The organism is Pseudomonas sp. FW507-12TSA (assembly GCF_058781435.1).
Window position 1 is genome coordinate 91774 of the sequence record NZ_JBYSWT010000013.1, and the last position, 16633, is coordinate 108406.

The 16633-nt window shown below is 53.6% G+C and carries 10 protein-coding genes; all 10 read right to left on the minus strand.

Features of this window, described 5'->3' with window-relative positions; translation table 11 throughout:
* Position 1: 1 nt before the first annotated feature.
* The 10 genes from AC3WK8_RS14485 to AC3WK8_RS14530 all read right to left on the minus strand — a co-directional run bounded on the left by AC3WK8_RS14485 (position 2) and on the right by AC3WK8_RS14530 (position 16630).
* Positions 2 to 1429 carry a hypothetical protein gene (locus AC3WK8_RS14485; protein ID WP_103325170.1) on the minus strand — a complete coding sequence of 476 codons (1428 nt, stop codon included), beginning with the start codon at positions 1427 to 1429 and terminating at the stop codon, positions 2 to 4.
* A 28-nt stretch (positions 1430 to 1457) separates the two neighbouring features.
* Complete coding sequence (locus AC3WK8_RS14490; RefSeq protein ID WP_103325168.1) at positions 1458 to 2726, minus strand: glycosyl transferase; 1269 nt, start codon at positions 2724 to 2726, stop codon at positions 1458 to 1460.
* The gene (locus AC3WK8_RS14495) at positions 2723 to 4372 is read right to left on the minus strand and encodes a glycosyltransferase (RefSeq protein ID WP_178088020.1); all 1650 of its coding nucleotides are present in this window, start codon (positions 4370 to 4372) and stop codon (positions 2723 to 2725) included. The genes AC3WK8_RS14490 and AC3WK8_RS14495 overlap by 4 nt, the downstream gene beginning before the upstream one ends.
* A 55-nt stretch (positions 4373 to 4427) precedes the next feature.
* Positions 4428 to 6182 (minus strand): sulfotransferase family protein, encoded by a 1755-nt coding sequence (locus tag AC3WK8_RS14500; protein WP_146043262.1) that lies wholly within the window; start codon positions 6180 to 6182, stop codon positions 4428 to 4430.
* A 200-nt stretch (positions 6183 to 6382) separates the two neighbouring features.
* Positions 6383 to 7282: a glycosyltransferase family 2 protein gene (locus AC3WK8_RS14505; RefSeq protein WP_103325228.1), complete on the minus strand. Its 900-nt coding sequence runs from the start codon at positions 7280 to 7282 to the stop codon at positions 6383 to 6385.
* A gap of 2525 nt (positions 7283 to 9807) precedes the next feature.
* Positions 9808 to 11715 (minus strand): adenylyl-sulfate kinase, encoded by a 1908-nt coding sequence (gene cysC / locus AC3WK8_RS14510; protein WP_103325164.1) that lies wholly within the window; start codon positions 11713 to 11715, stop codon positions 9808 to 9810.
* Positions 11716 to 11717: 2 nt separating this feature from the next.
* The gene (locus tag AC3WK8_RS14515) at positions 11718 to 13139 is read right to left on the minus strand and encodes an FAD/NAD(P)-binding protein (protein WP_103325162.1); all 1422 of its coding nucleotides are present in this window, start codon (positions 13137 to 13139) and stop codon (positions 11718 to 11720) included.
* Positions 13139 to 14593: a sulfate adenylyltransferase subunit CysD gene (cysD, locus tag AC3WK8_RS14520; protein WP_103325161.1), complete on the minus strand. Its 1455-nt coding sequence runs from the start codon at positions 14591 to 14593 to the stop codon at positions 13139 to 13141. Before cysD ends, AC3WK8_RS14515 begins: the two co-directional genes overlap by 1 nt.
* A gap of 525 nt (positions 14594 to 15118) precedes the next feature.
* Positions 15119 to 15646 carry an inorganic diphosphatase gene (gene ppa / locus AC3WK8_RS14525; RefSeq protein ID WP_103325159.1) on the minus strand — a complete coding sequence of 176 codons (528 nt, stop codon included), beginning with the start codon at positions 15644 to 15646 and terminating at the stop codon, positions 15119 to 15121.
* A gap of 171 nt (positions 15647 to 15817) precedes the next feature.
* A complete protein-coding gene (locus tag AC3WK8_RS14530) occupies positions 15818 to 16630 on the minus strand; it encodes a M90 family metallopeptidase (protein WP_103325157.1) in 813 nt (270 codons plus the stop codon).
* Between the last annotated feature and the right edge of the window lie 3 nt (positions 16631 to 16633).

Consider the following 16633-nt stretch of genomic DNA (forward strand, 5'->3'; position numbering starts at 1 on the left):
CTCAGGTAGCTTTACTCCTTGCCGCTCCGAACAGCAGAATAAAACCAAGTGTCATGACTAGCGGGATGCCACCAAACAAGTACCTGAAGTCTGAGGCGATGGTCGTCGGTAGAAAAGATACATACAGAAGCAGTGTCGCTAGGGCAATCGTTGCTCCGATCAGCTTGATAGAAAGAGGCAAGACCGAACGTGCACCGACAGCCGCGATCACAACAAGCGAGCCCATCCAGAAAAAGTGACGATAAATTGGCCAGTTAAAAAATGATACTGCTATATCGTATACTTTTTGTGCCCTTTTTCCAGTACCAAGTGTAATTCCTACAGCTGCAAGGTAATCCGGATTACCGTCCACACCAATGAACACGGGGAGGGTTCCGTTAAGTCCACGCAATCCAATAAGAGTTGCAAAAGTGGTAGCCCGATGCTGAAGATAAGCACCAAAGTTTTGCTTCACCATTTCCCACCATTGATGCTTGAGCTCGTCGCTTGGTATGGAGGCCAACCAGTTATGTACGACTGGATTAAGATCTAGGAAATCAATTCTGCTTGGATCATAGGCAGACTTGATCGCAGCGAACTGCTCGTCGGTAACTGGGTATACAAGTTCGCCATAAGGACGACTAGTATCACTGATGATGCCGGCTAAATCGAATTGCATAATGTTGCGAAAGCCTACTGAGCTGGCGCGATCATCCGCACCTTTTACTGTGGAGTTGACTTTATTCTGAATGCCTGTAACGACACCCACGAACAGTGCAATGATGATAGACGCTGTGATAAGTTTTTTAGTTGGTTTAAACGAATAAACCGCAAAGATAATTGCTAGGACCAATATGGGCGCCATGAAGACACCTTGTTGGCGCGCTTGAAAACCAGCCCCCAGAAGAACCAGGGAGAGGCCGATACATCCGTAGCGGCGCAGCGGCGAGCCTATTGTGGCGGCAATCGCACATGCGCAGCCTGCTGTAAGTAAAGACGCAAACAACACGTCTTTCCATACGATTCCCACATAGATGAAAATGATTGGATTCATTATTAGCAGTAGACCTGCTACCACACGCCAGGTTGCAATATGAGCCAGCCCTCTAGCTGCGCGTATTTGCAGCATGGTTAACGCAATAATGGCAAAGGCACCATACAGCAGTATCGTGTTGAGCAATACGAGCAAGGCGGTGGAAATCTCTCCGCCTCCGAGCCAGTTGAGCAATGCCGACATGAAAGGCGGGCTCCAACTCACTGACTGTCCATTGTGGGCCTCGAAAAGCTGGATACTGGTATCCATAGATATTTGCCCTGGTGCATGAATAGCGATAGCTACACCGGCGAGCAGAAAAGTGAGCAGTATAATGAGTTTGCTGGCGTGCGCCGAACTAAGCGAGCCCAGCGTACTCGCAGCTTCGCTTCTCACTTGGTGATCAATCAATGACATTGCAAAAAACCCTGTTCAGCATTCAACATTACCGGGAAATACGCTTGACGATACCGGGTACGCCCTCTGTGCGCAGGACTTCCCAAGCACGCTTTACCAGCTGCGCCCCGTGGCTGGGATTGTCCATTACCTGGCCCAAGTGCGCGCGAACACGGCTCGCACTGAAAACCGGAGCGGTGCCTCCGGCTTGATAGCCCGGTGTCAATGCTGAAGTAACTCGTAGTATTTCCGCTGCTGAAAACTCAGAGTCAAACAAGGCTGGGAATTCCACTCGACCTTGGGAGTTCCACCAAGCCAGGTAGCCACCGCCTTCAGTTGCAAAAGGATCTGGGAACGCTTGTTGCAGATCGAGCCGTTCCCGATAGATGAGGCGCGCGCCTTTGGGAATGGCCGTACCGTCGGCAAAGCAAGCAAACGCCCACGGTACCTGACTTAGAGGGTCTTTGCTAAGGTTAGTAATAGTTTCCGAATACCATTTGATCAATGCATGGGCTGTTGGCTGGTTGGCGGCGTTTTTCCACGCCATAGTCCGGTGGGCGCCACTGTCGAATCCCGTGAAGTGGTAAAAGCCCAGAGGTTCGCCGTCAACCATTACGTTGTCTGGTAATTGGCCGGTGATCTGTCGTGTTGTTATGTTCCAAGGTGCGACGTTTAGGCGAGATGTTCGCAAGATGCATACACCTTCGAAAAACGCTGGTACGAGATCAATCCAACGTTGATCGGTAAACAATCCATTGTGGATCTCCGCACGGCAGAAGTAGTACAGTCGATCAGACCACCACCTTGCAAATTGCTTACCAATTTCCGTTGGGGCCACGGCGAGGAAGCCAAGGTTGTAAATACCGTGCTTCAAGCTGGATATTTCATTATCCATGATTGCTGCCAATGTCGGCTCGGGCGTAACTTGATGTGGTGTCAACGCGATATTTGAGTGCTCAATAGCATCCAGTACATCGTTCAGAGGCGAGAATAAGACTGTGTCAGGATCGAGGTAAATGACCCCTCCGCAGTCTGGACGTTCAAGCAGATGTGCCAACAGAAACGGTTTTATGGCTGTGGACAACTCTACAATGGTATGACAAAACGCCCAGCCATTAGCATTCGGAATATCTAGGCTACTGATGGGGTGGATCTCATCAAACGGCTCTGCGGAAAGATCAAGGCCAGCGGGCACTTCATCCGACAATGCTAAATGGACGACCCATTCTGGGTGATATTTTTTTATCGACTCGACCAATGCACGTACTTTGGGGATGTAGTTGCAGGCTGCGCTGGTATAAACATGTATTCTTTTCAAGAAATAACCTTAAGGCTCAAAGGGTGAAGAGAACGATTGAAAGCCAGAATATCCTCGAGCAAGCTCGGGCCATCTAGACGCTTTGCGATATAGCCGTTATCGAGACTGCGAACTAAGTCTGCTTGAGCACCCAAATCTAGGCTTATCAAGGGAAGTTTCATCGATAAAATTTCATGCGCAACGAAGGAAAAGGTCTCGGGACAAATTGACGGCAAAAAAGCAATGCTGATGCCATGCTTTTCAACTATTTTGGGTAGGTCATCCTGTACGTACGGGCCGGTTTCCTTCATTATCTCCGGAGGGTAGGGCACATCTATATTACCAACGATAACAATTCGCACTGGCGCATTTGCCTGGCGAATTGCCTCAGCCAGACCTTCCAGTACGCCCGCGCCTTTGTGGTGGGAAATAGATCCTATTACCCCGATCGTCAGGTGCTGCTGTGGTTGCTTAGGAAGACTGACTTCACGAAGTGGTTCAACATAGTGGGGAGAAAGCTTAGCGTGCGATCCCATTCCGGGGTAGGCGCGCTCAAGTAGCATAAGAGACGATTTTGAAAAACAGCGAACCTCGTCCGCAGTCTGTAAAAATTCTCCCCACATTTGTCGCCAGCGCACTATTGAGCGCTCACCGGCGAGGGATACAAATCCATCTGGATGATTAGTCAGACAGGTATTGCAGCGGGATATTGAGGGTATCCCGCAGTAATTTCCCGTGTCATCCAGTAAGAAGTGTGAAGGGCACACCAAAAAATACTCGTGAATGGCGACGACCAGTTTGGTCCCCGTTCGCTGCTTGAGCGACAGCATGAACTCTCGAAGACTCTGCGGTTGCGGGAACGAGACGGCGCAGTTGAAAAATATTTCCTGAAGGTCCGCATCTATTAGCAGCTCAATCAAAATATTCAAGTTAGACAGCTTGCATGAATAAGATCCGCTATGATCTCTCACTTCCACGAAAGCTTGCATCGAAGAAACACGAAAGCTCAGTAGAACCACGGTATCGCCGTCTGCTTTAAACTCACTAGCCACGCGCTCGCGGAACAGGTTGGCTCCACCACCCATTGAATGGTCGATCAGCAGACGACATCGGCGATTCCTTAGGCGTACTGCCAAGGCTGCCTCGTCTTGATTCATCAAAGACGGGTTTCGACCACGGTAATGTATGCACTTTCTCACCAAGGCCCTGATATTGCCTCGACGTAGGTAGGCCCAGGCGCGCTTGGCAAGATAGGTCCGTGCTGTTGCTTCCGCGCCGGGAGCCGAATCAAGAGTCGGCAACGTCAGTGCGTGGCGCCCTGTCGCGCCTGACTGCATCTCAAATATCAGTTCGAGATGTTCCGGTTCTTCCGCTCCCCAGCCGGCAATCACCATGAAGCCTGAGTTGGCCGCCTGCTCATTACCTGGAAATGCCCCTGCGACGTCTTCGCGCGCACGGCCTTGGGAAACGGCAACTCGCTCCACGCGCCCATGGGGGAAATACATAAGGAGGTGTGCTTGAATTATCGTGTGGTCATGATCCAGCGCCCATCCGAAACCGAACAGGCCATGGGTATGGCGAACGAAATGATCAAGTTGGCATATTAACGTCATCGACCTTATTTCTTCTTGGTTGAGACTCTGCACCCCGGGATCAACTGCATCCATGTATATTGGTTCCCCAATCGATTTATTACCACAATAATTTTGAAATCAGCCAAAACTACCTAAGCTTTGGCGTCTCTTGCTTCGATCCCGGATTAGGTGCTTTTACATCGTCGGAACCCAATATTTGTAAATTCGCCTGTTTCAGCTCTTCTTGCTGTTGCAGCACAACATGTTCGGCGTGAGCCAATGCATCACTGGTCAGGATCAGCTGAGCATCGAGCTTTTGCATCTCCGCCAAGCGTTCCAGGGCAAGGGCCTCGATCTCGATGAGACGCTTGAGTAATTCATCGTTGCGTTGAAACACTTGTTGGCGTTCATTTACTAGCTGCTCGGCATGAGCCAGCGCAGTACTGGTTTTTATTAACTGGGCATCCAGCATTTGCATGCGTTCCAAGCGTTGGACCGCGAGTGACTCAATGTCCCGAAACCGTGCCAGACATTCGTCTCTACGCTCAAGTGCTTCCTGCTGTTCGTGCACGATTCGCTCGGCGCTAGCCAATGCCGCGCTGGTTTCGGCCAGTTGGGAGTCCAGTTTTTGCATATGGCCCAGGCGCTCTACCGCTAACTGTTCAGCCTCTGAAAAGCGTGCATACACCTCGCTTTGAGAAGCGATGATGCTTTGTTGTTCCACTACGATCAATTCTGCACGAGTGAGCGCGCCGCTTGTTTGAGACAATTCAGCTTTGAGCTCCTCCATCTGCTGAAAATTTTCTTCGGCCAGCGATTCGTCTCCGCGAGGGCACGTACACTCATCGCTCCTATGCGCCAAATTATCCTGCAGGTTCTGCACAATCTGCTCTGCATGAGCTAGCGCATCGCTGGTCTGTATGAGTTGAGCGTCAAGCTTTTGCATTTCATCCAACCGGCTCAAGGCCAATTTTTCGGCTGCTTCCAATCCTTTGCTTAATGCAAGAATACGTGATTCCATGACCGTCAGCTGTCGATCATTTTTGTAGAAGCTTTGCACTGAAGTAAGTGTCGGAACGATATTACATTGATATTCCGAGACAATGCTCCTCCATTCGGCGCTTTCACGGAAAGCTCTGGGCGATACCCCTTTCTCTAATGCATCGTGCAAGCATGCATAAGCGTTTACCACCAATGCAGGAAGTCTTGCTTGAGGAGCCTGTGTGCCGTGGGATAGTGAGGGGGCGATAAAATCGCGGGCGAAGTGCGCTACTGCGTCTGGCGCTGGGATGACATCCAACCAGGCGGCCACATCAGCTATAAAATCGTCTGGTTGACTTAGCAAGTGATCGAATGCGAAAAATTTCATATCCTCCACGACATTCAGATAGTCCAAGGAGCCCAGCAGGTGGTTCATCCATAACCATGCAGCACGACTTTCACAGATGCCATCGCGCCGAGCTAGGGAGTGCGTGACCTCAGCAGGATTGCGCACCACCATCATCAATTTCGGCTGAATTCCCATCTGCGAAAATACTTGCCCCCAAAACGGTGCCAGCAAGCATGTTCTGGGATCCTTGAACCCCCAGGCAGGCGTGTTGCCAAACAGACCTTGCACCAACCCCATTGCTTCTTCGATAAATTGTTCCCATTGTGGGCCGTGCTCAAGTGAAGGTGGCAACGGTGAGTCCCAGCGCCGATCATATGAGGCGAGCAGCTTATCGTTGAATTCGACGATCTGACGTTCTTCGAAATAGCCTTTAGGGTTCCACTCGTCGCCTTTGAATAATGAGCTCCCCATAACTAAGCCTAGCTGTTCTAAGCCGGCTGCTATGGCGCTGGTGCCACTACGATGCATACCCAGCACGATAACTACATTTTTTTTTGCATCAACTGGATACATTATCAAAAACTCTATTTTTTTGATGTTTTGACAAAAGATAAAAACGTCTCTTTGATAGTCTTGAACAACCTGTCGCGGCTTTGAAATTATCCCTCCAAGACGCATTATGCTGACAAGGCAAAATGTGAGTGGATACGGGAAAAGGTATGTATAGCTGCCTATTGCATTGGCAGGCCCAGTTCCCTTGAAAACCCCCAGATTTATATTTTTTTCATGACGGTAGCGAGAATGAGTCCGAAATTTCCCAGCAATGTTTGCCTGTAAAGCCCTGCCAGCCAAATCCCAGAAATCCTACGAAGGATTTTTTGCTTGCGTGCGCGCTTAAAGTGAGCAAGCGTCATCTGGTTGTCGCTGGACAGCCGGTGATGCATGGTGTCCAGCGCCTGTATATTTTGTTCATTCCACTCATGAAAGCGTCCTTGGAAGACCATTCGTAAACGAATCAGCCTTGCAAGCCACCCGGAGTTGTTGCCGACCACGTTTTCAGTATGCTGTCGATATTTCATTTTTGGCTCAGGATCGTAGTGAACAACTCCTCCAGCTCCAGTGATCAGTTGATACAGCCACCAGTCGTGAGCGGGTATTTTCAAATCGGCCCCGGCCTCGCACAGAAGCGTACGAGCGGCTTGATTGAAAACCATCGTGTTACCCCCGGCGATGCTTTGAACCAGCGCATTGCAGAAGCTTGGCGCGAGCCGAAAATGGGGTGAGTACCCAAGATGAGTACCGGTCTCCCCAACTAATTCGGTGCGGCCACAATAGAGGGCTGGCCTATGAGCGGGCACGGTCTGCAGCCAAGCCAGAGCTGCTTCCAACTTATCGTCATTCCAGATGTCATCCTGATCCGCCCACGCCAAAAAATCGGCATCACTATGGGCTTGAGACGTCAGGGAGAGAAAGTTGGCGGCGAAACCCCTTTTGGGGCCCTCCAGTATCATTAATCTGTTGTGGCCCCAACGATTACGGTAACCCTCCAAGACTTTGGAGGTCCCGTCCAGAGATCCATCATCGGAGACCATTAAGGACCAATTGGAATGAGTCTGCCGCTCAAACGAGTCGAGTTGCTCGGCCAGAAATGGCTCCCCATTGTAAGTGCACATCAGCACCACAACTTTGGCTCCGTGAGGATCAGGCGATTGCAGGCGAGGAGGGCTACATACTGTAATAATAGACACGAATACCCCGTTGCAACGAACTGAACACCCTGTAGGAAACAGGAGTATAGACCCTTATAAAACGAGAAGTATTACAGCAATTTTCGGCAGGTACAATCCGGCTCTTTGTTTCAATGGTTAGCCAGCCAACAATGCTTGTCTGCGTTGAGGCCAAGCGCTGGGCTGCATTGAGGGGCATGCTTGCAGCGATGGGAAAATGCCTAATACCAGCACTCAGCACTGCTGGCACTGGTGGCGCTTTAGTGACAGAGGGCCACTACGTCTAAGCGGTTTTTTCATGAGGGCCATTAGATCGCCGCGGAATAAAGCACGAAAGCAGAGCTCTTGGATAAATCAATACCTTTATAGAAAGGCGGAACCTTTAAAGCCAGCGACTTGTTCGAACACGAATAACAGGAAAACTTAAGCTTTATCACTCCTTAAGTAAACTCTGAGGAAGAGGCACTGCTTTGGCCGGGTCCCCAGAATTCCTGTCACGGATTTTTCTTAATGGGATAGGGGCCTTCGCGAGTACGTCGGTAAGTGAAAGCTGGCCTGTAGGAGGCACTTCTGATGGTCAAGGTGTGGTTTGGAGGAGGGAGTGGTCGCTTTGATCCAGTCCAGATAGCTTGGGGGCATGCGGTCGTTCGATTAAAGCGATCCAGCGTTGGAGGCGGCGTTATACATGATCGTGATCTTACGTCAGTATTCTGGGGAGAGTCTTGATTATGCCTCCGACGAAACCGTTACCATAAATTGTTACTACCTGCTGAAAAAAACATAAATTTTTTCGGAACTTTTCGTGCGCTCCGCGGCTTGTCGTTGCCCTAGAGCGCCACTCTCATTATCACGTTGAACCATTGGTCAAGTTAGACTAGCGATTCGGACGGTAAGCACGATCAGGAAACTCGCTCAAAGTGGAGCGGTAACCGGTATTACTTCTATGCTAAGCACATCTCGGTGCCTATGTTGAATCAGTGCGCAGGATTGTCGCGGGCTATGGTGGGTTTTGCCATTCAATATAGGGTCATGTTGACGTTTACATACCTACTTCTCGTTGTGGATGATAGCTCTAGCTGGGCGGGGTTTTGCCAGGTTCGCGCTCCTGCAACCTCAGGACCTATTCAGTTTTCCTCAGAGCCCTGTTTGTCGCTCATTCTGATTAGCCGGTTTGGCTGTAGTGCTGTGTTTAGGTGTTTGATTTAGATCAGATTTCTCGGCGCAGAAAATATAGAGCTTAGTCAGCTCCAATCATCTATTTTGCATCTTTATTGAGTTAATTTATCTGTGGCGAGCGGCAGTGGTGAGGATTTGCTTACCGAAATTTTTCATCTGAGCTGGTTGAAGGTTTGCGGCTTTCTACTTAGCGGTTCGTTGTTGGGGAAGCACCATTGGGCATACGAGTTTTATCTTCGTGCGGGCTGCACGGGCTTTCAGGTTGTTTACGGGGTTAGTGAATCTTAATGTTTTGCTTAGCATGTCGGTTGTCTTGGCAGTCGCAAGCGCATCGCAGCTACTTGGCAGGCTGGACTGTTGTCGGCGCACGGCGCGTTAACTGATAGACTTCCCCGTTAAAGCGCGCGATCGACTTGTTGCGCTGTATATGGTCCAGGTGCTCGGACAGCGAAGCCCGTGGAATTGCGGGAGAAACTTCAGCATAAGTAGTATTGAGTGCGCCGCCCGAAGATCAGTCGCTGTGTTTGGTTGTGGATAAGTTCGAGTTGTACAAAGGTTATCTCTATATCAGACTGAGTTTAGATTCTGATACACGGAAATGGTTTTGAGTCGATGTGGGGTAAGAGGGAGCAGTGGATAAATTTTTTCAAGGAGTGCGGTGGGGGAGGAGCTAAGTTTGGAGCTTGTGGTGAAGGAAGTTAATGCTTTCTTTGACCTGGGGGCGGTAGCATCGCTACAAAGTTTTACGATTTAAGATCTTTTTCAGGTGAAATCTAAACATGGTTGATAAACTATTTTCGGGTACTCGATGACAAGGCTCGAGGGGCTCATGACAAGCCTTTGAGGGCGTGTCTAGTGCAATCGATGGTAATTGCCGAATAGACCGCTGGGTTCGAAAAAAGGACCAAGCACAATGTCCACTTGCAGAGTTTTATGGCCTTCGGTCAGTCGTTAATAACGGTATGTTTTATGCAGGCATAACTCAAAAGCTGGGGTAATGCTGAGTACTGCAGAAATTTGATTTTTTGTGAGGAAGCAACGGATGTTTTTTATGCGTGACTGCACATTTCCCGTGTTGACAAAACTTTGCAGGGGAAGTGGCGAAAAATCGTTAGTCGAATTTCTCGCTCAGTATTTGTGAGAGAGCTTGGAGGTTCTAATAGTTCGAACGAATATAGTTGGGGCGATGAATGGTGATTGGCAATAGGTTGGCTCATTTATTGGCGGTAAGGACGCCTTTCTAGTGATCCATTAATAGTTAAAATTCTTGCTTTTGAGTTTTGTCGATTTATAGTCTACCTTAGTTGTGCCAAGTAATTTATCAGTATTGATAAGGCTTCTTCCGGTTCGCTCTGGTTGCCGCTGATTAAAATTGTGGGGTTAAGTGGCGTTTCATAAGGGCTGCTTATTCCTGTCATGTTGGGTAATTGTCCATTGCGAGCTTTCTTGTATAGTCCTTTAGGGTCTCGCTGTTCGCAAACTTGAAGTGGAGTGTCGACAAAAACTTCAATAAAGTTTTCTTCGCCGATTAATTGTCGTGCCATTTCACGCTCTGCCCTGAAAGGACTAATGAAGGCTGTCATCACAATTATCCCTGCATCCATCATCAACTTGGCTACCTCCGCAACGCGGCGGATGTTTTCCACGCGGTCAGCGTCGGTGAAACCCAAGTCCTTGTTTAGACCTTGGCGCACATTGTCACCGTCCAGGATGTAGGTGCGCTTACCTTGGGCGTGAAGCTCCTGCTCCAGGGTGTTGGCGATGGTGGATTTGCCGGAGCCCGACAGACCTGTGAACCAGATGACCTTGCCCTTGTGGTCATTGAGTCGTTCACGGTCCTGGCGAGTGATGCTCAAAGCCTGGCGATGTACGTTCTGCGCCCGGCGCAGATCATGGCGGATCATGCCAGCGGCCACGGTTGCATGGCTAAAGGTATCGACCAAGATGAACCCTCCCAATACCTGAGATTCGGTATAGGGGCTGAATACCAGCGGCTTGCTCAGTGCCAGGGTGGCCACGGCAATATCATTGAGGCCCAACTGGCGACATGCCTCCCGGGAATGCGTATCCACATTCATCTTGTACTTCAGAGTAGTGATGCTGGCGGTGGTCCATTGGGTAGCCAGTTTCAACTCGTAGGTCCTGCCGATGAGTCCAGCGTCATCGACCATCCAGACCAGGGTGGCCTCGAACTGATCGCTCATAGGCAATGGCTGGTCTGCCAGCGCGAGCACATCTCCTCGCGAGGCCTTCACATCCTGGTCCAGCACCAGTGTCACGGGATCCCCGGCCATCGCCTTGGGCAGGTCGCCATCGGCGGTGACGAGTCGAGCGACCTTGGCGGCCCTTCCAGAAGCGGTGACTCGTATCTCGTCACCAGGGGCCAGTTCGCCGGATACCAGGCTGCCACTGAGGCCGCAGAAACCGCTATCGGGGTTGTTGAGCCACTGCACAGGGAATATCACCCTGGCGCTGTTGCCACGCTGAACTTCGAGGGTTTCGAGGCAGCCGATCAGGGTCGGCCCTGAGTACCAGGGGGTGCGAGCCGACCTGGTGGTGAGGTTGTCGCCTTTCAGGGCCGAGATGGGAATGGCTGTGACGCTGGTGAACCCCAAGGCTGACGCAGTTGCCTGGAACTCATCCTGGATGGCATCGAATGCTCGCTGGCCATCTCTGACCAAGTCCATCTTGTTGATCGCCAGGACCACGTGGCGAATCCCCAGCGCCGATAGCAAGCAGGCATGCCGACGAGTCTGTGTACGCATGCCTTGCACTGCATCGACCACCAGTACCGCGACATCCGAGGTCGAGGCCCCGGTCACCATGTTGCGGCTATAGCTCTCATGGCCGGGGGTGTCCGCCACGATGAAAGCGCGGCGCGAGGTGGAGAAGAAACGGTAGGTCACGTCGATGGTCGTGCCCTGTTTTCTTTCGGCGGCAAGACCGTCGACCAGCAAGGCATAGTTGATGTCCTTGGTCTGGCTGCCATGGAGCTGGCTATCGGCACGCAAGCTGTCGGCTTCATCTTCCGTAACCTGGTGCAGTTCCCACAGCAGCCGCCCTACCAGGGTGCTCTTGCCATCGCCCTGGCTTCCACAGGTGATCAGGCGCAGGGAGTCTTGGTGCTGATTGGGGGCGTCGACGACAGGCGCCGGTCGAACGGTGTCCCGGGACTGGGAGGGGTGAAGGGCGGTTTCTGGCATGATCAGACGAGCTCAGCATGAGTGGGGAGCACAGGGTGTATAGCCAGTTGCCTAGCCAGGTATTGTGCGAGTCGTTGTGTATGCCCTCGAAGCTCCGGCACCGCAATGGCTTCCCAGTGCTGCGCTTTGAGCATAGGGCCTACGTACCACAGCCCTGGGGTGGCCCGGCCGCTGGAACAGGTGGGTTGATAGTGGTCATCGATCAGCACGCCCAGGTTGTTGGCGTCGGGGACCAGCAATCCATCCCGGGCCAGTTGCTGTAGCAGGGGGCTGGAATGAGAGCCAATGGACATCCGTGGGCCGGTGCAGTTGATGATCGCGGCGACCTCCAGGGATAGTTCCCGAGGCTGGCAGCGAGCCCTGAACTGCACTTGTAGCATTCCCTGGCTGGTGGCTCGCACATCTGTGAGGCGGCCACCCAGGACCTGCACATCGTCGCTTTCTTGCAGAGCTTGCAGTCGATCTGCCGAGAGTGGTGCCAGGCGATGACGGTGGATGTCCCAGAAGGCCATGCCATGGCGCAGGAAGCGCTGGCGTTCGACCAGGGGCATGGCTTGCCATAGGCGCGGTGTATGGGGGCGGAGCTGGTTGAGCACGTCACGCCAATCGCAGCCTGCCAATGCCTTCCGGGCTATTTCCTTGCGCAGTTCCCGCAGCAGAGTACGTACGCGCAGCGGCGTTTCACCGAGGTAGGCAGGGTACTGGCTGGCGGGCGGAGGAACAGGATTGAGCCGGTGAGCATGGGGTAGCAAGCCGTGGCGGGACAGCATCCATATCCTGCGGTGTTGCCCCTGCAGGGTCAGTTGGAACAGCGCGTCCACAGCCGTATGGCCGGTGCCCAGGATCAGAATGGGGGCATCCCCGGGTAGCTGGCTCATACGCTGGAAATCCCAGGGCTCGATCACTTTCTCGAACTCCTTGGGCGGCAAGGGTAGCGGAAAGCCCGGTACCTGGTGTCCGAGGGCCAGGACTACATGCTGCGCAGCCAGGTAGCGACCGGAGGCCAGTTGGACTGTAAAGCCGGCTCGGTTTGGCTGGCTCTGGAGCGCACAAACCTGGTCCTGTACGAAACTGAGCCGCTCAGCCGCGGCGCTCATGGCCCGCTGCAGGTTCAACTGCAGGTAGCGTCCGTAAAGCCGGCGGGAAACGAAGCTGCCGACGTTGATCGAGGGGTCGATCTGCTGGCAAAAGTCCACGAAGTGCGATGGTTCGTCGGCAAATGCGCTCATGTTGCCGGCCGGTACGTTCAACAACAGATTGTCATCGTTGCCACGATAGGCCAGGCCGCGGCCTGGTGTGCTGGCCGGGTCGATCAGGGTGATGGCGACAGCCTGGTCGGCGGTGGCGCGCAGTAGGTGGATGGCCGTTAGCGTACCGCTGAATCCACCGCCCACGATCAGTATCGAAGTCGAGTTATCCGTCATCAGAAGTAGCCCTCGCGCTTTTTCTTTTCCATGGAGTCGATGTTGTCGGTGTCGATCTTTCGGGTGTGTCGTTCGGATCTCGAGTTGTGCATCAGTTCCTGGATAACGGCCTGTACTGTCTGCGCATCCGATTCCTGGGCGCCGGTGAGCGGATAGCAGCCCAAGGAGCGAAAGCGCACTGTCCTGATCTGGATCTTTTCGTCCGGTAGCAGGCGGCAGCGCCCGTCATCCACCATCATGATCATCTCCGGGCGCATCACCACGGGGCGTGGTTTGGCGAAGTACAAGGGGGCAACATCGATGTTCTCTTGCTGGATGTACCGCCAGATATCTAATTCGGTCCAGTTGGACAGCGGAAACACCCGGATGCTTGTGCCGGATGCCTGGCGGCTGTTGTAGAGACTCCATAGCTCGGGGCGCTGGGCCTGGGGATCCCAATGGTGAGAGGCCGGGCGTGGCGAGAATATGCGCTCTTTGGCTCGTGATTTTTCTTCGTCGCGCCTAGCGCCGCCCAGCACTACATCGAATCGATAGTGATCCAGGGCTCGTTTCAGGCCTTCGGTCTTGGTGATCTGGGTATGCAGGGCCGAGCCATGGTCGAACGGATTGATGTGTTTCTCGAGTGCTTGTGGATTGGTGTACACCAAGAGTTCCATGCCGCTCTCTTGGGCGACGGAATCCCGGAACAGATACAGCTCCTGGAATTTCCAGAGGGTATCGATGTGCAGCAAGGGCAGTGGTGGTGTCGATGGATAGAATGCCTTGCGTACCAGATGCAGCATGACATCGCTGTCCTTGCCGGCGGAGTAGAGCAGTACCGGGTTTTTTGCCTCGGCCACGGCTTCGCGGATGATGTAGATGCTTTCGGCTTCCAGGCGTTTGAGCCATGGCACATGGGCAAGCTCCGCACTGCGTTCAGCGTTGTGCTGCTTCGGTGGGAGCACTCCTTGATAGGCAGGTAGGCAGAACTGGATGTTCTGACTGCTAGCCATTGCCCGGGTCGCACCGACCAGTGCGCCGTGAGGGAAAACGGCGATGGGTTTGTCGACGTGGTGCTGAAGGGCAACGAGGGCCTTGTGGATGGCCTCGCTACCTGTCCCGGGCAACGGTACCCAGAATCGTGCGCCACGGGCGTCATTGGCATGCAGCACTGGCCGCCCGTTGGAGAAGCTGTCGATCTGGGCGAACAGTACGCGATCACGGCGCTTACGTGCCTGGTCGATGGCCCAGGCCAGCACCAGCGGATTCGCCGGGCGATCATGCTCATCGCGCAGATCGTGTTCCGATAAAGCTGCGGGCAGCAGGTCGAGGCTATGCAGGCGGCGTTCTGCAGTGCGCTTGGTGTCCGCTTCGCCCAGGCCCTTTAGGTGAGCGAAGGCCAACTCGGTATCCCAGACTCGCATGCTGTCCAGGCCCATCAATTCAGGCAGGGCTTCTGTCGCAATTTGCGTCATTCTGTTTTTTGCCTGTGCTAATTTCTTTGTCATTAGACTTAAGCAGATTTTTTATCATGTAAAGCAAAAATGCGACAAAAACGACAGGCTGTACTCGTTCCATAGGAGGTTGGAGAAGTACTTGTTCGGCGGGGAGGCGGAGCGAGGTTTTCCAGGCATTAAAAAGCCGGCTTGTGGCCGGCTTCTCGAGGGCTGGCTTGGCTTATTTTTGGTAAACCGCACCAGCCTGCAAAACGTACACCCAGCTCTTGCGGCTGGCTGTGGGACTGGCGGGAAAATCATCCGCCTCGTCGGGCGATCTGGCCATGGGGGCCGATGCGCAAAGGTGGGGCGCAGCATACGCATATTCATCTGGAATTCCCAGCGTAAAGCGCGAGCCAGAGGCCTGAAACAGAAAAATATCTTCCCTGGGACCCCAGGCACGCAAGGATGCGGCCTGCCAGCCAGGTTTCTGTCACCCATGAAAAAGCCCCGATCACTCGGGGCTTTTCTTGAGGCGTGTCGCTCGAAGCTTGTAGCTGCTTCTTAGCCCTTGTAGGCGGCAACCGACTTCTGGATCTCGGCGCGGGCGGCGTCAGCGTTGCCCCAGCCATCGATCTTCACCCACTTGCCTTTCTCCAGATCCTTATAGTTCTCGAAGAAGTGCTTGATCTGCTCCAGCAGCAGCGCTGGCAGGTCGGTGTATTCCTTCACGTCGATGTACAGCTGGGACAGTTTGTCGTGAGGAACGGCGATCACCTTGGCGTCGCCGCCGCCATCGTCGGTCATGTTCAGGATGCCGACCGGACGAGCACGGATCACCGAACCCGGGGCGACCGGATAGGGAGTCACGACCAGCACGTCCAGGGGGTCGCCGTCGTCGGCCAGGGTGTTAGGGATGAAACCGTAGTTGGCCGGGTAGAACATCGGGGTGGCCATGAAACGGTCAACGAACAGGCAGTCGCTGTCTTTGTCGATTTCGTATTTGATCGGCGCGTGGTTGGCCGGGATTTCGATCGCGACGTAGATGTCGTTCGGCAGGTCCTTGCCCGCTGGAATCTTGCTGTAGCTCATTGGGCGTTGCCCCCGTTGATTGACCAAAAAGTGGCGCAGATTATAGACACACTGCGCTATCTATGCCACGTGCCAAGGGTCGTAGAACCTTGGTCGCGTCGCCCAGCAGGCGAGCCTGGCATGGCCTGTCGCAGTGCCTTCGGATGAATGACGTAACTGCCTGGCAAGACATCAGTGCTGCGCTTGATAGACCGGATCGTGGGCCTGAAGTTGCTGCAACCTCGCCAGTGGGTCTTGCCGGTAGAACAACCGTAGCTGTTCATAGACCTTTGGATAGGCCGCTACCAGCAAATCCGGAGCGCTGAAGAAATACTCGCTGGTCACCGCGAAGAATTCCGCGGGGTTCTCTGCTGCGTAGGGATCGATGGCTGTCTCGGTATCCGGGGCCTCGTCCAGCTGGCGATTGAGATCGTCGTAGGCGGCCTGCATGACCTGGGCCCAGTCGCTGATGCGCATGTCCCCGTGCAGCGGTGGCAGGCCGTTGGCGTCGCCGTTGAGCATGTCCAGCTTGTGGGCCAGCTCATGGATCACCAGGTTGTAGGCCTCCCAGCCACCGCTGGCCAGGACCCCGGGCCACGCCAGGATGACCGGCCCTTGTTGCCAGGCTTCGCCGCTGTGTTCGCCGTCCCATTCGTGCTCGATGCCACTGGCATCGCGATGGCGCTGGGGGCTTTTGAAGTCGTCGGGGTAGAGGATGATTTCGTGGAAACCCTGGTACCAGTTCAGGTCGCCCAGGTGCAGCAACGGCAGTTGGGCCTGGGCGGCCAGCAACAGGCGCTGTTCCTGGTGCAGCTCGACTCCTGGCAGGGCTGTCAGGTGCTTGTCGTCCAGGAACAGCACGCTGGCTTCGCGCAACCACTGGTCCTCGGCGGTGCTGATGCCGTCGAGGAAGGGCAATTGCTGGCGGACCTGCTGCCAGGTCCGGTCGCTGACCGGATGCCTGGCCAGCCGGCGTTTACGGCGCCAGGCACTCAAGGACCACATGCC